19 protein-coding genes are annotated in these 17684 nt (G+C 63.5%); 13 read left to right on the top strand and 6 right to left on the bottom strand.

Features of this window, described 5'->3' with window-relative positions:
* Positions 1–56: 56 nt before the first annotated feature.
* The 6 genes from tatB to LB523_RS11410 all read left to right on the top strand — a co-directional run bounded on the left by tatB (position 57) and on the right by LB523_RS11410 (position 6251).
* Positions 57–764 (top strand): Sec-independent protein translocase protein TatB, encoded by a 708-nt coding sequence (tatB, locus tag LB523_RS11435; protein WP_224602761.1) that lies wholly within the window; start codon positions 57–59, stop codon positions 762–764.
* A complete protein-coding gene (tatC, locus tag LB523_RS11430; RefSeq protein ID WP_224602759.1) occupies positions 761–1624 on the top strand; it encodes a twin-arginine translocase subunit TatC in 864 nt (287 codons plus the stop codon). Before tatB ends, tatC begins: the two co-directional genes overlap by 4 nt.
* Positions 1625–1831: 207 nt before the next feature.
* Positions 1832–3136, top strand: a complete 1305-nt coding sequence (gene serS / locus LB523_RS11425) for a serine--tRNA ligase (RefSeq protein WP_224602757.1) — start codon at positions 1832–1834, stop codon at positions 3134–3136.
* Between the two features lie 4 nt (positions 3137–3140).
* Positions 3141–3899, top strand: a complete 759-nt coding sequence (surE, locus tag LB523_RS11420; protein ID WP_140627262.1) for a 5'/3'-nucleotidase SurE — start codon at positions 3141–3143, stop codon at positions 3897–3899.
* A 31-nt stretch (positions 3900–3930) separates the two neighbouring features.
* The gene (locus LB523_RS11415) at positions 3931–4584 is read left to right on the top strand and encodes a protein-L-isoaspartate(D-aspartate) O-methyltransferase (protein WP_224602755.1); all 654 of its coding nucleotides are present in this window, start codon (positions 3931–3933) and stop codon (positions 4582–4584) included.
* Between the two features lie 137 nt (positions 4585–4721).
* On the top strand, positions 4722–6251 hold the full coding sequence (locus LB523_RS11410; protein WP_224602753.1) for a peptidoglycan DD-metalloendopeptidase family protein: 1530 nt from the start codon (positions 4722–4724) through the stop codon (positions 6249–6251).
* Between the two features lie 110 nt (positions 6252–6361).
* On the opposite strand, the gene LB523_RS11405 is transcribed toward LB523_RS11410, so the two are convergent.
* Complete coding sequence (locus LB523_RS11405) at positions 6362–7252, bottom strand: NAD-dependent epimerase/dehydratase family protein (RefSeq protein WP_224602751.1); 891 nt, start codon at positions 7250–7252, stop codon at positions 6362–6364.
* 111 nt (positions 7253–7363) lie between these two features.
* On the opposite strand from LB523_RS11405, the gene LB523_RS11400 reads away from it, so the two are divergent.
* Complete coding sequence (locus tag LB523_RS11400; RefSeq protein WP_411966453.1) at positions 7364–8185, top strand: helix-turn-helix domain-containing protein; 822 nt, start codon at positions 7364–7366, stop codon at positions 8183–8185.
* Positions 8186–8195: 10 nt separating this feature from the next.
* Here LB523_RS11400 and LB523_RS11395 read toward each other — a convergent pair whose 3' ends face one another.
* Positions 8196–9068 (bottom strand): ATP-binding protein, encoded by an 873-nt coding sequence (locus LB523_RS11395; protein WP_224602748.1) that lies wholly within the window; start codon positions 9066–9068, stop codon positions 8196–8198.
* A 267-nt stretch (positions 9069–9335) separates the two neighbouring features.
* Here LB523_RS11395 and yajC point away from each other — a divergent pair, with 267 nt between their 5' ends.
* From yajC to LB523_RS11365, 6 genes are all read left to right on the top strand, one after another.
* Entirely contained in the window at positions 9336–9674 is a 339-nt protein-coding gene (gene yajC / locus LB523_RS11390) for a preprotein translocase subunit YajC (protein ID WP_095765024.1), read from the top strand.
* Between the two features lie 54 nt (positions 9675–9728).
* The gene (gene secDF, locus LB523_RS11385; protein ID WP_224602747.1) at positions 9729–12269 is read left to right on the top strand and encodes a protein translocase subunit SecDF; all 2541 of its coding nucleotides are present in this window, start codon (positions 9729–9731) and stop codon (positions 12267–12269) included.
* 28 nt (positions 12270–12297) lie between these two features.
* The gene (locus tag LB523_RS11380; RefSeq protein ID WP_140840452.1) at positions 12298–12687 is read left to right on the top strand and encodes an Mth938-like domain-containing protein; all 390 of its coding nucleotides are present in this window, start codon (positions 12298–12300) and stop codon (positions 12685–12687) included.
* Positions 12688–13557, top strand: coding sequence for a phytoene/squalene synthase family protein (locus LB523_RS11375; RefSeq protein ID WP_411965384.1), 870 nt, complete (start codon positions 12688–12690; stop codon positions 13555–13557).
* Positions 13558–13639: 82 nt separating this feature from the next.
* Positions 13640–14065, top strand: coding sequence for a hypothetical protein (locus tag LB523_RS11370; protein WP_095765027.1), 426 nt, complete (start codon positions 13640–13642; stop codon positions 14063–14065).
* A complete protein-coding gene (locus LB523_RS11365) occupies positions 14065–15015 on the top strand; it encodes a sterol desaturase family protein (RefSeq protein ID WP_224601700.1) in 951 nt (316 codons plus the stop codon). Before LB523_RS11370 ends, LB523_RS11365 begins: the two co-directional genes overlap by 1 nt.
* 8 nt (positions 15016–15023) lie before the next feature.
* On the opposite strand, the gene LB523_RS11360 is transcribed toward LB523_RS11365, so the two are convergent.
* The 4 genes from LB523_RS11360 to LB523_RS11345 form a co-directional block, all read right to left on the bottom strand.
* Positions 15024–15356 carry a type II toxin-antitoxin system RelE/ParE family toxin gene (locus tag LB523_RS11360; RefSeq protein WP_224602252.1) on the bottom strand — a complete coding sequence of 111 codons (333 nt, stop codon included), beginning with the start codon at positions 15354–15356 and terminating at the stop codon, positions 15024–15026.
* Positions 15328–15630, bottom strand: coding sequence for a type II toxin-antitoxin system ParD family antitoxin (locus LB523_RS11355; protein ID WP_224601698.1), 303 nt, complete (start codon positions 15628–15630; stop codon positions 15328–15330). Before LB523_RS11355 ends, LB523_RS11360 begins: the two co-directional genes overlap by 29 nt.
* Before the next feature lie 73 nt (positions 15631–15703).
* Positions 15704–17113 carry a methylenetetrahydrofolate--tRNA-(uracil(54)-C(5))-methyltransferase (FADH(2)-oxidizing) TrmFO gene (gene trmFO / locus LB523_RS11350; protein ID WP_224602746.1) on the bottom strand — a complete coding sequence of 470 codons (1410 nt, stop codon included), beginning with the start codon at positions 17111–17113 and terminating at the stop codon, positions 15704–15706.
* Positions 17114–17519: 406 nt separating this feature from the next.
* A complete protein-coding gene (locus tag LB523_RS11345) occupies positions 17520–17660 on the bottom strand; it encodes a DUF1127 domain-containing protein (protein WP_071031998.1) in 141 nt (46 codons plus the stop codon).
* Between the last annotated feature and the right edge of the window lie 24 nt (positions 17661–17684).

The raw sequence follows: 17684 nt of genomic DNA, 5'->3' as shown, positions 1-17684 counted from the left end.
TGTCCCAAAACCGCTTCGCATTTTTGGGCGGCAGGCACCCGTCGGAATAGATTGTCATGTTCGAAGTCGGTTGGAGCGAACTGCTGGTGATCGCGGTCGTCATGATCGTGGTCGTCGGGCCTAAGGATTTGCCCAACATGCTGCGCACCTTCGGCCGCACCGCGGCGAAATTGCGCGCCATGGCCGGCGACTTCCAGAAGCAGTTCAACGAAGCGCTGAAGGAAGCCGAGCTCGACGATGTGAAGAGCTCGATCGATAGTCTTCGCGGCCTCAATCCGATGAACGAGGTGCGCAAGCAGCTCAATCCGTTCGAGCAGGCCGCGGCCGATGTGCGCGCCGGCGTCGATACGATGATGAAACCTAAGCCGGCCGCCGATCCGGCGCAGCCGGCAGCGGAAACGCCGCAGGCCGCCGAGCCGCTCAAGAACGGTGCGACGGACCTGCCCGGCGCCGGTGGACCCGAGGCTAGCTCTGCCGCTCCAGCCTTCCCGGCCATGACCGACGCCTCCGTCACCGCACCGGTTTCTGACACCGCCGTGCCGGCCAGGCCGGCGAAAAAGGCGGTGACCGCCAAGGCAAGGACCGCCAGCACGGCGGCCAAACCGGTCGCGGCAACTAGGGCACCGGCAGCAAAAGCACCGGCCAAAGCCGCAGCGCCTGCAACAAAGGCAGCGCCGAAGGCTGGGGCAAAGCCTGCCGCGGCGAAGAAGCCGGCCGCGAAGAGGGCAACCGACGGCAAGAAGATGACGGGCGGCACCAAGTGAGCGTTTCGGACAAGGAGCGGGAAGAAATCGAGAAATCGTCAGCGCCGCTGATCGAGCATCTCATCGAGCTGCGCCGCCGCCTGATCTGGTCGCTGGGCGGCTTCTTCGTCGCCTTTCTCGTCTGCTTCTTCTTCGCCAAGCGCCTGTTCAACCTTCTGGTCGTTCCCTTCAAATGGGCGACGCAGTGGGCAGGGCTCGACCCGCATAAGGTCGAGCTGATCTATACCGCGCCGCAGGAGTTCTTCTTCACCCAGGTGAAGCTCGCCATGTTCGGCGGCATGGTGATCGCCTTCCCGCTGATCGCAACGCAGATCTACAAGTTCATCGCGCCCGGCCTCTACAAGAACGAGCGCAGCGCCTTCCTGCCGTTCCTGATCGCATCGCCCATCCTGTTCCTGATGGGCGCCTCGCTGGTCTATTTCTTCTTCACCCCGATGGTCATGTGGTTCTTCCTGGCCATGCAGCAGACCGGCACCAACGACCAGGTGCAGATCTCGCTGCTGCCGAAGGTGTCGGAGTATCTCAGCCTGATCATGACGCTGATCTTTTCCTTCGGCCTGGTATTCCAGCTGCCGGTGGTAACCAGCCTTTTGACCCGCGTCGGTATATTGTCGTCGCAGGCGCTGGCCGAGAAGCGCAAATGGGCGATCGTCCTTTCCTTCGTCGTTGCGGCCGTACTGACGCCGCCCGATCCGATGAGCCAGTGCGGCCTCGCCATCCCGACCATCATTCTCTATGAGGTCGCCATCTGGTCCTCGCGCATGATCGAGCGCAGCCAGGCGCGCGACCGCCTGGCGCGCGAGCAGGCGGAGGCGGGGAGCTCCGCCGCCAGCAACACGCCGGACGCCTCTTCCACCTAAGCGGGGCTTTCCAGCCGAGAAATCGCAGCTGTCGGCTTGGTCGCCGTCTTGCATCGATGGCGGATGCGGTTTACCCCCTCGATCCCTAAGGCGCGTCGCGCTGAAACGGATTCAAGCGGCGCGCTTTAAGTTTTAGTTTTGATGCATGTCGTTGTCCCAGAATCGCGACACACTTGTGGGCGACATGCATTGCTTTGAGGATCGACCATGCTTGATATCAAATGGATTCGCGACAACCCCAAGGCCCTTGTCGAAGCGCTGGTGAAGCGCTCGTGGCCGGCGGATGAAGCGCAGTCCACGGTCGACGACCTGGTCGCCAAGGACGAAGCGCGGCGTTCGCATCTCAGCGAGCTGCAGGTCAAGCAGGAACGCCGCAACGCCGCCTCGAAGGAGATAGGCAACGCCATGCGTTCAGGCGATTCAGCGCTCGCCGAGAAGCTCAAGGGCGAAGTCAGCGAGATCAAGGCGTTCATCCAGAATGGCGAGGCGCGCGAGCGCGAACTCGACAAGGCGCTGGACGACGCGCTGGCGGTTCTGCCCAACGTGCCGCTTGACGACGTGCCGGTCGGCAAGGACGAGCACGATAATGTCGTCAAGCGCATCGTCGGCGAGGTGCCGACCCGTCCGAACTGGGTGAAGGAGCATTTCGAGATAGGCGAAGCGCTGGGCATGATGGATTTTGAGCGGGCGGCGAAATTGTCCGGCTCGCGGTTCACGGTGCTGAAGAGCCAGCTGGCGCGCATGGAGCGGGCGCTCGGCCAGTTCATGATCGACCTGCACACGACAGAGCATGGTTATGAAGAGATCATCCCGCCGCTGATGGTGCGCGACGAGGTATTGTTCGGTACCAATCAGCTGCCGAAATTCGAACTCGACCTGTTCTTCACGCCGCATGGCGACAGTCGGCTTGGGCTCATTCCGACGGCCGAAGTGCCGCTCACCAACCTCGTGCGAGAAGAGATCACCGCGCATGAAAAGCTGCCGCTGCGCTACACCGCGCTGACGCCATGCTTCCGCTCGGAAGCCGGCTCGGCCGGCCGCGACACGCGCGGCATGCTGCGCCAGCACCAGTTCTATAAGGTGGAGCTGGTCTCGATCACCGACCAGGAAAGCTCGCTCGCCGAGCATGAGCGCATGACTGAATGCGCCGAGGAAGTGCTGAAGCGGCTCGGCCTGCCGTTCCGCACCGTCACGCTTTGCACCGGAGACATGGGTTTCGGCGCGCGCAAGACCTACGACATCGAGGTCTGGCTGCCGGGGCAGAACGCCTATCGCGAAATCTCGTCCTGCTCGGTCTGCGGCGATTTCCAGGCCAGGCGCATGGATGCCCGCTACAAGGACAAGGACGGCAAGGGCAATCGCTTCGTCCACACGCTCAACGGTTCGGGCACCGCGGTCGGCCGGGCTCTTATCGCCGTCATCGAAAACTACCAGAATGAGAATGGCAGCGTAACCATTCCTGAAGTGCTGCGGCCTTACATGGGTGGTCTCGCCAAGATCGAAGCGAAGTGACTTGATGCGCATCCTGCTGACCAATGACGACGGCATCCACGCCGAGGGGCTGGCGTCGCTCGAGCGTATCGCCCGCACGCTGTCGGACGACGTTTGGGTGGTTGCGCCGGAGCAGGACCAGTCCGGCTATGCCCATTCGCTGTCGATCTCGGAGCCGCTCAGGCTGCGCAAGATTGGCGAGAAGCACTATGCCGTGCGCGGCACGCCGACCGACTGCGTCATCATGGGCACGAAAAAAATCCTGCCTGGACCGCCGGATCTGATCCTGTCCGGCGTCAATTCCGGCGCCAATATCGCCGACGACGTCACCTATTCGGGCACCGTTGCGGGCGCCATGGAAGGCGCGCTGCTCGGCGTGCGCTCGATCGCGGTGAGCCAGGCCTATTCTTATGTCGGCGAGGATCGCGTCGTGCCTTACGAGACGACCGAGGCGCTGGCGCCGGCGTTGCTCAAGAGACTGGTGGAGACGCCGCTGCCGGAAGGCGTGCTGCTCAACGTCAATTTCCCGAACTGCGCGCCGGACGAGGTGGAGGGCACCGTCGTCACCGCGCAGGGCAAGCTGGTGCACAGCCTTTGGGTCGACGAGCGGCGCGACGGGCGCGGCCTGCCTTACTACTGGCTGCGCTTCGGCCGAGAGCCGGTCGAAGGCAAAAAGGGCACGGATCTCCATGCGCTGCGCAACCGGCTGGTGTCGGTGACGCCGCTGCAGCTCGACCTCACCGCCCATGAGCTCCGCGACCAACTGACCAAGGCGCTGTCATAAAATAGGGTTTTGGCATGAACACGGTTTTGGCATGAATACGGGCATCGACGACCGCGAAGGTTTTGCCGCTTTCCTGCTCAGGCTGCGGGGCAGGGGCGCGGCGCCCAAGGCGCTGGTCGCCGCCTTCGAGGCGACGCCGCGGCGTGGTTTCCTGCCGGCGCAGTTCCATGCGTTCGCCTGGTCGGACGGCATGCTGCCGATCGAATGCGGCGAGGCGATCGAGGGCGCCGATCTGCAGGCGGCGGTGATCGCCGCGCTCCATATCGAGCCGGGCAACCGCGTGCTCGAGATCGGCACCGGTTCGGGCTACACGGCCGCAGTCATGTCGAGGCTTGCGGCGCGCGTCATCACCGTCGACCGCTACAAGACCCTGACCGAGCAGGCAAAGCAGCGCTTCGAGGCGCTGGCCATCAGCAATGTCATCGTCCGCCAGGCCGATGGCTCGAATGGCCTGCCCAATGAAGGGCCGTTCGACCGCATCGTCGCCTGGGCCGCCTTCGACAGCCTGCCGCGCTTCCTGCTCGACCAGCTGTCGAGCGGCGGCGTGGTCATCGCGCCGATCGGCCCGGAGGAGGGCGAGCAGGTGTTGGCCAAGCTCACCAAGGTCGGCAGCCGCTTCGAGCGCGAGGACATCGGCATGGTCAGGCTGCAGCCGATCTTGCGCAGCGTCGCGATGGTGATTTAAGGGCTTCACAGCCCTCGCCAAAATTTGCGCCAATGTTTTAAGAAAATTTTTGTCGGATTCTAATGGGTTAACCGCCCAGTAACATTAACGCGCTTTAATCGTGACCAGTTTGTACCGGGTCTGTGCGGGTTAGTGCGATGCAATTCAATCACTTGAAGGCAAACAGACGTAATCTGGCGCGCGGTTGCGCTGTCCTGATGATTGCCGGCGCGGCGGCCGGGTGCAGTTCCCAGTCGATGCGCTTCAACGGTGTCGACGACGTGTTCACGTCGTCCACCAACAATCAGCGCGCCATCATAAACAAGCAGAATGTCGACCAGCCCTATCCGGGCGACACGGTCGCGCCGGCGCCGGTCGACGGCACCCACACCCAGTCGGTGAGCCGCTCGAGCCTCGAGCCGGTCACGGCGCAGCAGCTGCCGCCGCCCTCGCAGCCTGCCGCCGCGCCGGCCAGGCCGATGCGCACAGCGTCAGCCCCCGCCCTTGCTCCGGCTCCCGCGCTTGCCCCCGCACCGCATGTCGACAGGACGACCACCAACACCGTCGCGCCGGCCAAGCCGTTCAAGACGGCCGAGCCCGACGCCGTGCGCAACGCCAGTGCTGCCCCGCATGCGACCGAAATCGTGGTCAGGGACGGCGAGACGCTTTCGGGCCTGGCGCAGCACTATCACGTGCCTGCCGATGCCATCGCCAAGATCAACGGGATCGATCCGAAGAAGGGCATCCGCAGCGGCCAGAAGATCGTCATTCCCGCCTATGCCTATTCCAGCAAGGAGCCGAAGGTCGCCGAGGGCAAGCCGGTGAATACGCCGAAGCAGCCTGCCGGCGCGCCGGAGAAGGTCGCGGTGCTGCCGCAGCAGCCGAAAATCAAAGACGGCAAGTCGGCCGCTCAGCTCGATACGTCGGCCGCGGCCAGCGCCTCGAAGGACCCGAAACCAGCGGCGCAGATGGCCGAGGCCAAGCCGGCCGGCGCCGGCGGCTCCTACACGGTACAGCAGGGCGATTCGCTGTCGTCGATCGCCAGGAAGACCGGCGTCGGCGTTGTGGCGCTGAAGAAGGCCAACGGCATGCAGGACGGCCTGCTCAAGATCGGCCAGACGCTCAAGGTTCCGGCCGGCGGCACGGTCGCCGTTGCCGCGGCAAAGCCCGCGGCCACCAAGCCGGCGGTCGATCCGGTGACGACGGCAACGACGCCGCCGGCGGCCAAGACCACCGAGACGCTCGCCTCCTATACGCCGCCGAAGAAGGACGCCAAGGTCATCCAGCAGGCCGAGGACGACGATGCGGTGGCGCCCGACGCGACCGGGATCGGCAAGATGCGCTGGCCGGTGCGCGGCCGGGTCATCTCGGGCTTCGGCTCCGGCAAGGACGGCGTCGACATAGCGGTGCCGGAAGGAACGCCGATCAAGGCAGCCGAGAACGGCGTCGTCATCTATGCCGGCGACGGCCTCAAGGAGTTCGGCAACACCGTGCTGGTGCGGCACGAGAACGGCCTGGTCACCGTTTATGGCCATGCAAGCTCGATCGAGGTGCAGCGCGGCCAGAAGGTCAAGCGCGGCCAGGAGATCGCGCTGTCCGGCATGAGCGGCACCACCGACTCGCCCAAGCTGCACTTCGAAGTGCGCAAGAACTCGGCCCCGGTCGATCCGAGCGGCTACCTCGAATAGAACAAGAACCGTTTGCGGGCCGCCTGACCTCCAGTCCGGCCCGCCGTCTTCAGCCCGCTCCGCAAGGAGCGGGCTTTTTCAGATCCGTGCAACGTGCCTGCCCGCAAGGTTCAGAGATGATCACGGAGCGTATCGGCGATCATCTCTTCAAGGCTGCTGGCCTTCACGCCAAGAAGTGTCTCCGCGTCGGAGCTATCAACCAGCAAGGGGCTCTCGAAGAGGTACCGCATCTCGACGAGCTCATGCATGCCAAGGGCTTCCATCTCGGGGACGGAATAGGAGCGTGTCTCTGGGGTCTCGTGTCCGAGCATAGCCGCGGTTTTCCGGATAAGCTCGCGGGGCGAGGCGTATTGCGAAGGAACATGAAACGCCCGTCCCCATTCTCCCGTGTAGCGGGAGGCCGCGACAAGCGTGCTCGCGACGTCCTTGGTGAAGGCCCAGGCATGAGTTGCGTCGAGGTCCCCAATGAAGGCGGTGGGCTTGCCTTCGATAATGGAAGGCAGCGCGACCAGCGAGAAGTAGCTGATCGCGCCATGTCCGAGATAGTCGCTGGACCGCACTTCGATCGCCGGCACACTGGCGCGGACCGCGCGCTGCCACATGATGGTCCTGGCGGTTCCCTTCTTCGAAGTCGGGTCTAAAGACATGTCAGAGCGAAGCGGGCGGTCGGCATTTTCTCCATAACCATAGAGATTGCCAAGCACGATGAGCTTCGCGCCGACTGCTTCCGTCGCGCGCACGGTGCCGTCGATTATGGGGAAAAAGTCGGTGGGCCACCGATGATATGTGGCCATGGCGCACATGAAAATGGCATCGGCGCCTCGGCAAACGCGTGACAGCTCCGCGGCGTCCGTGGCGTCAGCCCGTATCGTCCGCACATTCGGCAACGCGTTCGAACCGACGCTTCGGCTTGTGAGAACGACATCGTGTCCTTCTTCGCCAAGACGACGAGCCGTCTCGCGCCCAACCGGGCCCGCGCCGACAACAACATAGAAACTCATTGCAACCTCTCTTCCAAGCTTGATGGAGAGGCGTGAGTACGAGTTCACGGCGTTGAAAATCGCGCGGGAATTGCCAAATCTTGGACAGGTTCCGCCATGAATCGAGAGAGCATGCCTTCGCAATTCGAGCCGGCCCGATCCTCGTCCGACGTAGCAATGGTCTCCCGCCGTGTTGAAGCAGGCGTCCATCGCCTGTCCCGGGCGCCACACCATCGCATCATGGTGCATGCAAGCGCGGCAACGCGCTCCTACTGCAATCAGGTTGGGCGATATTTCGTCAGGCGCGCCGGCGATATAGACCTTGTGCCGGCTGGCGAGGAGGGCGGCTTCGAGGCCGAAACCCCGTTCGACACGATCGAGATCATCTTGCAGCCGGCGTTGATGGAAAGGGTCGCCGCGGAACTTGGCGGCAGGGCGCGAGCGTCGCGGCTCGACACGCGCCATTTGCTTCGTGACCAGCGCATCGAACATCTCGCCCGAGCGCTGCAGAGCGACCTCAATGCCGGCGCGCCGAGCGGCCCTTTGTTTGCCGACAGCATCGGCGCCGCCCTTGCGGTGAGGCTGCTTGGTCTCGATGGGCCGGACATTGTTCAAACGAACCGGTTGTCGGATGCGCAGCTCAAGCGGGTTCTGGAACACATAGAGACCGCTCTCCACGAGCCGCTTTCGATTGACCGGCTGAGCCGGGTTGCCGGCGCGAGCAGCTCGCACTTACGGACATGGTTCAAGGTGGCGACAGGCGTCACCCTGCATCGCTACGTGCTGCGACGCCGCGTGGAAAGGGCGCGCGTTCTGCTCAAGCAAGGCGATCTGAGCACGAGCGAGGTTGCAGCATTGACGGGCTTCGCGCATCAGTCACATCTGGCGCATTGGATGCGCCGCGAAATTGGCCAGACGCCGCGCGACTTGCGACGGGCGCAGTCGCCCAGGTGACGTTAACGTTTCAATCCTTCAGCGGCTTGCCGAGCCTCCCGGCGAGGTCCTGCGTGAATTGCCAGGCGACACGGCCGGAACGGCTGCCGCGCGTGGTTGCCCATTCCAGCGCCTCCGCGCGCAGCTGCTCGGGGTCGATCGCCAGATCGTGGTAGCGGACATAGCCGTCGATCATGTCGAGATATTCGTCCTGCGAGCATTTGTGGAAACCGAGCCACAGGCCGAAACGGTCGGAAAGCGAGACCTTTTCCTCGACCGCTTCCGAAGGGTTGATGGCGGTGGAGCGCTCATTGTCGATCATGTCGCGCGGCAGCAGATGCCGCCGGTTGGACGTGGCGTAGAAGATGACGTTGCCGGGCCGGCCCTCGACGCCGCCTTCGAGCGCCGCCTTCAGCGACTTGTACGACGTGTCGTCGTGATCGAAGGAAAGGTCGTCGCAAAACAGGATGAAGCGCCAGGGGGCCGCCTTCAGGAGACCCATCAGCTTGGGCAGTGTGTCGATGTCCTCGCGGTGGATTTCGATCAGCTTCAGCGGCCGCTCGAGCTTGTCGGATGCGTTCACCGTGGCATGCACGGCCTTGACCAGGGACGATTTGCCCATGCCGCGCGCGCCCCACAAAAGCACGTTGTTGGCCGCATAACCGGACGCGAAACGCTCAGTGTTGTCGAGCAGGATGTCGCGCACGCGGTCGACGCCGCGGATCAGGCCGATGTCGACGCGGTTGACCTTGCGCACCGGATCCAGAAAACCAGGGTCCGCCTGCCACACGAAACAGTCGGCAACACCGAGATCGGTCTGAGGAACCGGCGGCGAGGCGAGGCGAGCGACTGCCTCGATCAGGCGATCGAGTTTCTTGTTCAATGCGTCCAGGCTGTCGGTCATATCAGGTCTTTTTGTTTAGGCATTTCAGCGTGTGGGAGCAGCTTCCATGACATCGCTGCAAGAACCAGGTCCAAGCTTTTGTTGGAGCATGATCTTTTCGGTGGCCTCGAAGCCGCTTCCGCTGCGACGCTCTAGCACGCCGCAAACGGCTGGAAAAGCAACGGATCGGGCTCGCAGCGCAGTTGCATTGGCAAGTTTACCGACTATATTCCGGCCAAATTTTCGCGGGGCCGCCGCAGCGGTATTTCACCATCCAGGAGTTTCTTGATGTTCGTTACACCGGCATACGCCCAGGGCGTCGGCGCCTCGCCAGACATGTTGATCTCGATTTTGCCGTTTGTCCTGATTTTCGTGATCATGTATTTTCTGATCATCCGGCCGCAGCGTGCGCAGTTGAAGAAGCGCCAGGAAATGCTGTCGGCGGTGCGCCGCGGCGACACGGTGGTGACCGGCGGCGGCTTCGTCGGCAAGGTGACCAAGGTGATCGACGACAACGAGCTGGAGATCGACCTTGGCGGCGGAACCAAGGTGACGGCGCTGCGCTCGACGATTTCGGACGTGCGCGTCAAGGGCGAGCCGGTGGCGAACCAGAACGCCAAGAAGTAATCCTAACCTCGATGGCGGAACGCTGCCGCTTGTACGCCTGAACGGATAAAACGAATGCTCTATTTCTCGCGCCTGAAGATGATCCTGATCTGGCTCGCGGTGGCCGTCACAGTGATCCTCGCCGCGCCCAATCTCTTCCCGGCAAGCATGCTGGCGCAATTGCCGAGCTGGGTGCCGAAGCGGCAGATGACGCTGGGCCTCGATCTTCAGGGCGGCTCGCACATCCTGCTGCAGATGGATCAGAACGACCTGATCAAGGATCAGCTGCAGACGACGCGTGACGAGATCAGGACGCTGCTGCGCGACGCCAAGATCCAATATACCGGCCTTGGCGGAACAGGCCGAACCGTGCAGGTGCGCATCAACGATGCGAGCCAGGTCGAAGCCGCCAAGACAGCGCTGAAGCCGATAACCAACCCGGTCACAGCCGGCCTCTTTGCCGGCGGTTCCGTGCAGTCGATGGCGCTGGACGATTCCGAGCCTGGGCTGTTGAAGTTCACCGTCACGGATGCGGGCATCAAATATCGCACCACGACCGCTCTCTCGCAGGCGATCGAGGTGGTGGAGCGACGCGTCAACGCGCTTGGCACGACCGAGCCGATCGTGCAGCGGCAGGGCGACGACCGCATCCTGGTCCAGGTGCCCGGGCTCCAGAACCCGCAAAGGCTCAAGGACATTATCGGCCAGACCGCCAAGCTGACGTTCCAGATGGTCGACACGTCAGTGCCGGTCCAGGACGCGATGAAGAATCGCCCGCCGGCTGGCGACTCGGTCCTTTATTCGCAGGACGACCCTCCGGTTCCTTACCTCGTCGAGAACCGCGTTATCGTCTCGGGCGAAGACCTGTCGAATGCGACGCCGACGTATAATTCACAGACCAATGAGCCGGTGGTTTCGTTCACCTTCAATTCCCGCGGGGCGACCAGGTTCGGTCAGGCGACCCAACAGAATGTCGGCAAGCCGTTCGCCATCGTGCTCGACAACCAGGTGATTTCGGCACCGGTGATCCGCGAGCCGATCCTTGGCGGCAGCGGCCAGATCTCCGGCAATTTCACGACCGAGAGCGCCAACGACCTCGCCGTCTTGCTGCGCGCCGGCGCCCTGCCGGCCAAATTGACGATCATCGAAGAGCGTACGGTCGGCCCGGGCCTTGGTCAGGACTCCATCCACGCCGGCAAGGTGGCTGGCGTGATCGGCTCAATTCTCGTCGTCGCCTTCATGTTCGTCGCCTATGGGTTCCTCGGTTTCCTGGCCAACATCGCTCTGGCCGTGCACGTGGCAATGATCGTCGGCGCGCTGTCGCTGCTCGGCGCCACGCTGACCTTGCCCGGCATCGCCGGTATCGTGCTCACCATCGGCATGGCGGTGGACTCCAACGTCCTGATCTATGAGCGCATCCGCGAAGAGCGGCGCAACGGCCGTTCGGTGATCCAGGCGATCGACACCGGCTTCTCCAAGGCGCTGGCGACTATCATCGATTCCAACGTCACCTCGCTGATCGCCACCGTGGTGCTGTTCTGGCTGGGCACAGGGCCAGTCAAGGGCTTTGCGATCACCTACGCGATCGGCATTCTGACCACGGTCTTCACGGCCTTCACCTTCACCCGCATGCTGGTGTCGATCTGGCTGCGCCGCGCCCGGCCGAAGGAACTGCCGCGCGCGCCGGTCACCTTCATTCCGCCGGGCACGAAGATCCCGTTCATGGGCATCCGCCGCTGGACCTTCGCTCTCTCCAGCACGTTATCGATCCTGTCTGTCGTCGGGTTCCTGACACTTGGCATCAACTACGGCATCGACTTCAAAGGCGGCTCGATAATCGAGGTGCAGTCCAAGAAGGGCGATGCCGATCTCGGCGACATCCGCAACAGGCTCTCCGAGCTCAATATCGGCGAGATCCAGGTGCAGCAGTTCGGCGCGCCGAACGACGTGCTGATCCGTGTCGGCACGCAGGATGCCGGCGAGAATGCCGAACAGACTGTGATCGACAAGGTGCGGGGCGAACTGCAGGACCAGTATGACTTCCGCCGGGTCGAGGTGGTGGGGCCGACGGTCTCAGGCGAGTTGGCCAAGCAGGGCACGATCGCCATGCTGATCGCGCTGGCGGGCATCCTGCTCTATGTCTGGTTCCGCTTCGAATGGCAGTTCGCCGTCGGCGCCATCGTGGCCACGGTGCACGATGTGGTGATGACGATCGGCTTCTTCGTCTTGACAGGGCTGGAGTTCAACCAGTCGTCGCTGGCGGCCATCCTGACCATCATCGGCTATTCGCTGAACGACACCATCGTGGTCTATGACCGCGTTCGTGAGGATCTGCGAAAATACAAGAAAATGCCGCTGCCGCAGCTCTTGAACAATGCCATCAACGAGACGCTGTCCAGAACCACGCTGACCTCCGTCACCACGTCGCTGGCGCTGTTGGCACTGGTGCTGTTCGGCGGCGAGGTGATCCGCTCCTTCACGCTGGCGATGCTGTTCGGCGTGGTGTTCGGCACCTATTCGTCGATCTTCATCGCCGCGCCGCTGCTGATCCTCTTCAAGCTGAGGCCGCAGGCCTCGGCTAAGGAGCCGGTGAACGGCAAGGCGGTGGCGACCTGACGCCGTTTCGGCATCATGTTCTAGAGCCATGGCCAAAGGCATCATCATCCGCGAGGCGCATTTCCCGGGCAAGGCGGCGATCGAGGCCTATGGCAATGGCGGCTTTCGCTTTGCCGATATGTCGCATCGCGGATCGCTGCTCGTCCTGCCGTCGGGCATCCATGGCTGGGAGCCCGCCGATCCGCTGGCGCTGAAGGCCACGGATTTCGACAAGCTGTTCGCCGAGGCCGGCAAAGTCGAGATCCTGCTGGTCGGGATGGGCAAGGAACTGCGGCCGCTGCCGGCGGCGCTGCGAGCCGCGCTAAAGGAGGCCGGGATCTCGGCGGACCCGATGTCGACGGGAGCGGCGGTGCGGACCTACAATGTGCTGCTCGCCGAAGACCGCGCCGTGGCCGCCGCGCTGATCGCCGTCGATTGAATGGCCGCCGGCACGTCCAAGATCATCAAGAATGGCGACATCGTCATGGGTGCGGTGCGCGCCGTCGACCATGACCGGTATCTGTCGGCGCTTTACGCGCCGGCCGACAAGCGCGACGCGCTGCTCGCGCTCTACGCCTTCAATGCCGAGATCGCCGGCGTGCGCGATCGCATCCATGAGCCGCTGCCGGGCGAGGTCAGGCTGCAATGGTGGCGAGACGTCATTTCGGCCGGAGGGGATGCCGAGACAGGCCACCCGACCGCCGATGCGCTGCGCGCGACGATCGCCGCCTGCCGGTTGCCGAAGGCTGCTTTCGAGAACATGCTCGAGGCGCGCATCTTCGATCTCTATGACGACCCGATGCCGTCGCGGACCGATCTCGAGGGCTATTGCGGCGAGACGGCCGCGGCGCTGATCCAGCTTGCGGCCATGGTGCTCGATCCCGCCGCGGCGCCCGACTTTGCCGAACTGGCGGGCAGGGCCGGCTGCGCGCAGGCGATCACCGGCCTGTTGTTGCTTCTGCCGCTCCATCGTCGGCGCGGACAGTGTTTTGTGCCCGCCGACATCCTTTCGGCGGTCGGCACGACGCCGGAAGAGTTCGTCAAAGGCGAAGGCGGGGAAGCCGCCGAGCGCGCGGTTGCGGCGATGATTGCGCTGGCGCGCGAGCATCTCAACGCCTTCGAGAAGGGTGCGCCAGCGCTTCCCGTTGCGCTGCGGCCCGCCTTCCTGCCGCTAGCGCCGACCCATGCCTATCTCGACAGGATGGAGAAGACGGGCAGGTCGCCGCTCAGTGTGACGGCAACGCTCTCAACCTTGCGCCGGCACTGGCTGCTCTTGCGTCATGCGATGCGGGGCTGGACGCCCCTTTGACGTAAACGTCAACCGTGCTAGGGATTCCGTCCATGTGGACTCGCGTCGAAGAAATGCGGGCCGCCGGAGGAGCCGTCTTTCCATGAGCCTGCCAGTCCTGGTCGTCCTTGTCGTGTTCGGCATCGCGCTGTCGGTCGCGGCCGTGCATTTCACCGGCGGCACGACGACCGCGACGCTTGCCGGCGCCGATCATGCGCTCGCACGCTTTGCCGAGGATTTTCCCGACGAAAGACCGGGTTCAATACGGCTGACAGCCGACAGCCATGCCGCGTTTCTCGATCTTGGCCCGCAGCGCTGCGGCATCGTCCGGAGCATAGGCGATTGTTTTCTGACGCGCATCGTCACGCCCCACGACATTCTGGCGCTGACTAGGGAAGGCAATGTGGTCTCGCTGCGGCTCAATGATTTCACCTGGAAAGGCGGGCGGTTTGCTTTTGCCGACGAAGCCGGCGCGCTGGCCGTGGCGGCGGCATTGCAAAGCCATGATCGGATCCGGGAGGCGGCGTGATGGACGAGTATAATTTCCCGCAGGTCACCCAGCTTGCGATCCCGTTCTTCGTCGCGGCGATCCTGATCGAACTCTGGCTGGTGCGCACCGGCCGCGCCAGGGGATCGTTCGAAACGCGCGACACGCTGACCAGCCTGATGATGGGGACCGGCAATGTCGTCGCAGGCTTGCTGCTCGGCGTCGTGTCCTACTGGGCGCTGCTGTGGCTGTGGCAATTCCGCTTCTTCAATCTCGGCCTGTCGATCTGGGTGTTCGCCGCCGCCTTCCTGCTCGACGACCTGCGCTACTATGTCTATCACCGCATCGCGCACCGGGTGCGCTGGGTGTGGGCCGAGCACGTCAATCATCATTCCAGCCAGCACTACAATCTCTCGACGGCGCTGAGACAAAGCTGGACAGGGCTGTTCACCTTCACCTTCATCCTGCAGGCGCCGCTGGTGCTGCTCGGCTTCCATCCTGCGGTGATCGCGTTCGTCTTCGGCTTCAACCTTGTCTGGCAGTTCTGGATCCACACCGAGACGATCGGCAAGACGTGGGGCTGGTTCGAATTCATCTTCAACACGCCTTCGCACCACCGTGTCCACCACGCCACCAATCCGCGCTATCTCGACGCCAATTATGCCGGCACGCTGATCGTCTGGGACCGCATGTTCGGCACCTTCGTCGAGGAATTGGAGGAGGACCGGCCGCGCTACGGCATCGTAAAGAACATCGGCACCTTCAATCCGCTGAAGGTTGCGTTCCACGAATGGATCGGCATGTTCAAGGATGCGCTGGCGCCGGGGCTGACGCCTGGTCAGCGTGTCAACTATCTCATCCAGCCGCCAGGCTGGAGCCATGACGGTTCGCGCGATACGTCCGAGACGCTGAAGGCGGCTTATGTGCGGAGGAATCCGGGAGAGGCGGGCAAGCCGGGATTGCCGAGGGCAGGCGCGGAGCCGGCGGAGTAATCAACGCCTTAGGATTGATCGCCAGAACCACCGTCGCGCATCAACGTCTCGTAGTCGCGGCCGCCGTAGAAGATGTTGAGTATGAGAACGACATCGCTTTCGACAACATAGGTGACGACCGCGGAATGTTCGAAAGGGACGGTTCGTAGCCCGGGTGCGATGTCATCGCGCGAGCGGCCGCCGCGAGGTGCGTTGCCGATGCTTCGGCAGCGCTCTCTAACCCGATCCATGAAGCCATTGGCGACGTTTTCGCTGCCGCCCTTCTCAAGGATGTAGCTGCCAATCGCTTCGAGATCGGAGATCGCGTTTTCGCTAAGAACGACGACGAGGCGCTGGATCATCATGGCCTTGCGCCAGCTGTGAAATTCGGTTCTTCACCCGGTCGATTGCTTCATCGAGCGGGACGGCGGGTCTCTTGTCCTCGATCGAAGCCTTTACGCGCGCACGGATCGATGCCATGCGCTCGGCATGCTCTTGCTCCTCGCGCTGGAAGGCGCGGAGCGCGGCGCGGATGACTTCGCTAGCGGAGCCGAAGGAGCCGTCCTCGACTTTTTCGCGGATCATGCGCGCCATGGCCGGCGTGACGGTGACGGACAGTTTCTCAGCGGATTCCATGGCTCACCTCACATAGGATTGCGAGTAGGATGATATCCTACTTTATATGGGGCGTCCAAGCCGAGATCAAACCTTACTCCGCCGCTTCCGCCCGCGCCGGCAGCCCCAGCCATACCCTGCAATCTGCCAAAGCGCGCGAGGTGATGGCGTGGCGCTTGGCGACGGTCTTGTCCTTGCCGCGCAGGCGCTTGCCTTCGGTCTTCGGCGCCTCGACCGGCGGAAACAGGCCGAAATTCACGTTCATCGGCTGGAAGGAGCGCTTGCCGGGCTCGTCATCCGAGACGATATGGCCGCCGGTGATGTGGTTGAGCAGCGCGCCGAAGGCGGTGGTCGAGGGCGGCAGCGACGGCGCTCGGCCGAGGCGCTCGGCGGCGGCGAAGCGGCCGGCGAGCAGGCCGATCGCCGCGCTTTCGACATAGCCTTCGCAGCCGGTGATCTGGCCGGCAAAGCGCAGGCCGGGGCGCGATTTCAGCTGCAGCGAAGGATCGAGCAGCGTCGGCGAGTTGATGTAGGTGTTGCGGTGCAGGCCGCCGAGACGCGCAAAGTCCGCGTTTTCAAGCCCGGGGATGGTGCGGAAGATGCGCACCTGCTCGGCATGCTTCAGCTTGGTCTGGAAGCCGACCATGTTGTAGAGCGTGCCCAGCGCATTGTCTTGCCGGAGCTGCACCACCGCATAGGCCTTGACCGACGGATTGTGGACGTTGGTCAGCCCCATCGGCTTCATCGGCCCGTAGCGCAGGGTCTCGACACCGCGCTCGGCCATCACCTCGATCGGCAGGCAGCCGTCGAAATAGGGCGTGCCTTCCCACTCCTTGAACTCGGTCTTTTGGCCGTCGAGCAGCGCCTGGACGAAGGCGAGATACTGCTCCTTGTCCATCGGGCAGTTGATGTAGTCCTTGCCGGTGCCGCCTGGACCGACCTTGTCGTAGCGCGACTGGAACCAGGCTGTGTTCATGTCGATCGTGTCGAAATGCACGATCGGCGCGATCGCGTCGAAAAAGGCGAGCGCATCGGCGCCGGTAGCTTCGGCGATCGACTGCGCCAGCGAAGGCGCCGTCAGCGGGCCGGTGGCGATGATCGCCTGGTCCCAATCCTCGGGCGGCAGCCCAGGCACTTCCTCGCGCTGGATGGTGATCAGCGGATGCGCCTCGATCCTCGCGGTGACCGCGTCGGAAAAGCCGTCGCGGTCGACGGCCAGCGCGCCGCCGGCCGGCACCTGGTTCGCATCGCCGGCACTCATGACCAGCGAGCCGGCAAGCCGCATTTCGGCGTGCAGCAGCCCGACGGCATTGTTTTCGGCATCGTCGGAGCGGAAGGAGTTGGAGCAGACCAACTCGGCCAGGCCGTCGGTCTTGTGCGCGTCGGTGCCGCGTACCGGGCGCATTTCATGCAGCACGACCGGAACGCCGGCTTGCGCAATTTGCCATGCGGCTTCGGAGCCGGCGAGGCCGCCGCCGATGACGTGTACGGGATTTTTGCTCATGAGCGCCGGAATAATCGCTTGGGGACGCGATTGCAATTGCCAGCTGACAACGCACGAGGCCGGTGCCTGCGCCAGAAACAACAACACCCGCCGGGGGAGGAGGTCCGGCGGGTGTCGTTTTGGGGGTCGATCCTCGGGAGGAGGTGAAGATCGACCTTCATTCGTCATTGCCGGGGAGGAGGTCGGCTTTGACGAAATTCCTTATCGCCCTTGAGGACGAAAATTCTTTTCGTCTTTGAGAAGGGGCGAAGCCTTCGAAGACGAACGGCGTTCGCTTCGGGAACAACGCCCGCCGGGGGAGGAGGTCCGGCGGGCGCCGTTTTGGTGGTCAACCCTCGGGAGGAGGTGAGGGTTGGCCGTATCCGTCAGGGTCGGGGAGGAGGTCGACCCTGGCGAAATGCCTTGCTTAGATCGCCTTGCGGGCGACCATCTTGATCTCGTCGCGAACGATGCCGAGATCGTGGAGCTGGCGGTTTGAAAGCCGACCCAGCTCAGCAACGGTGTCGCGATAAACGCGCCAGTTACGATAGCTGCGGATCAGGTTCATTGTCTTAACTCTCTTCAAAACTGG

The organism is Mesorhizobium sp. ESP-6-4 (assembly GCF_020164735.1).
Lineage (GTDB): Bacteria > Pseudomonadota > Alphaproteobacteria > Rhizobiales > Rhizobiaceae > Mesorhizobium.
The sequence above is the reverse complement of the archived record's forward strand: the minus strand, read 5'-3'. Positions and strand labels throughout refer to the sequence as shown.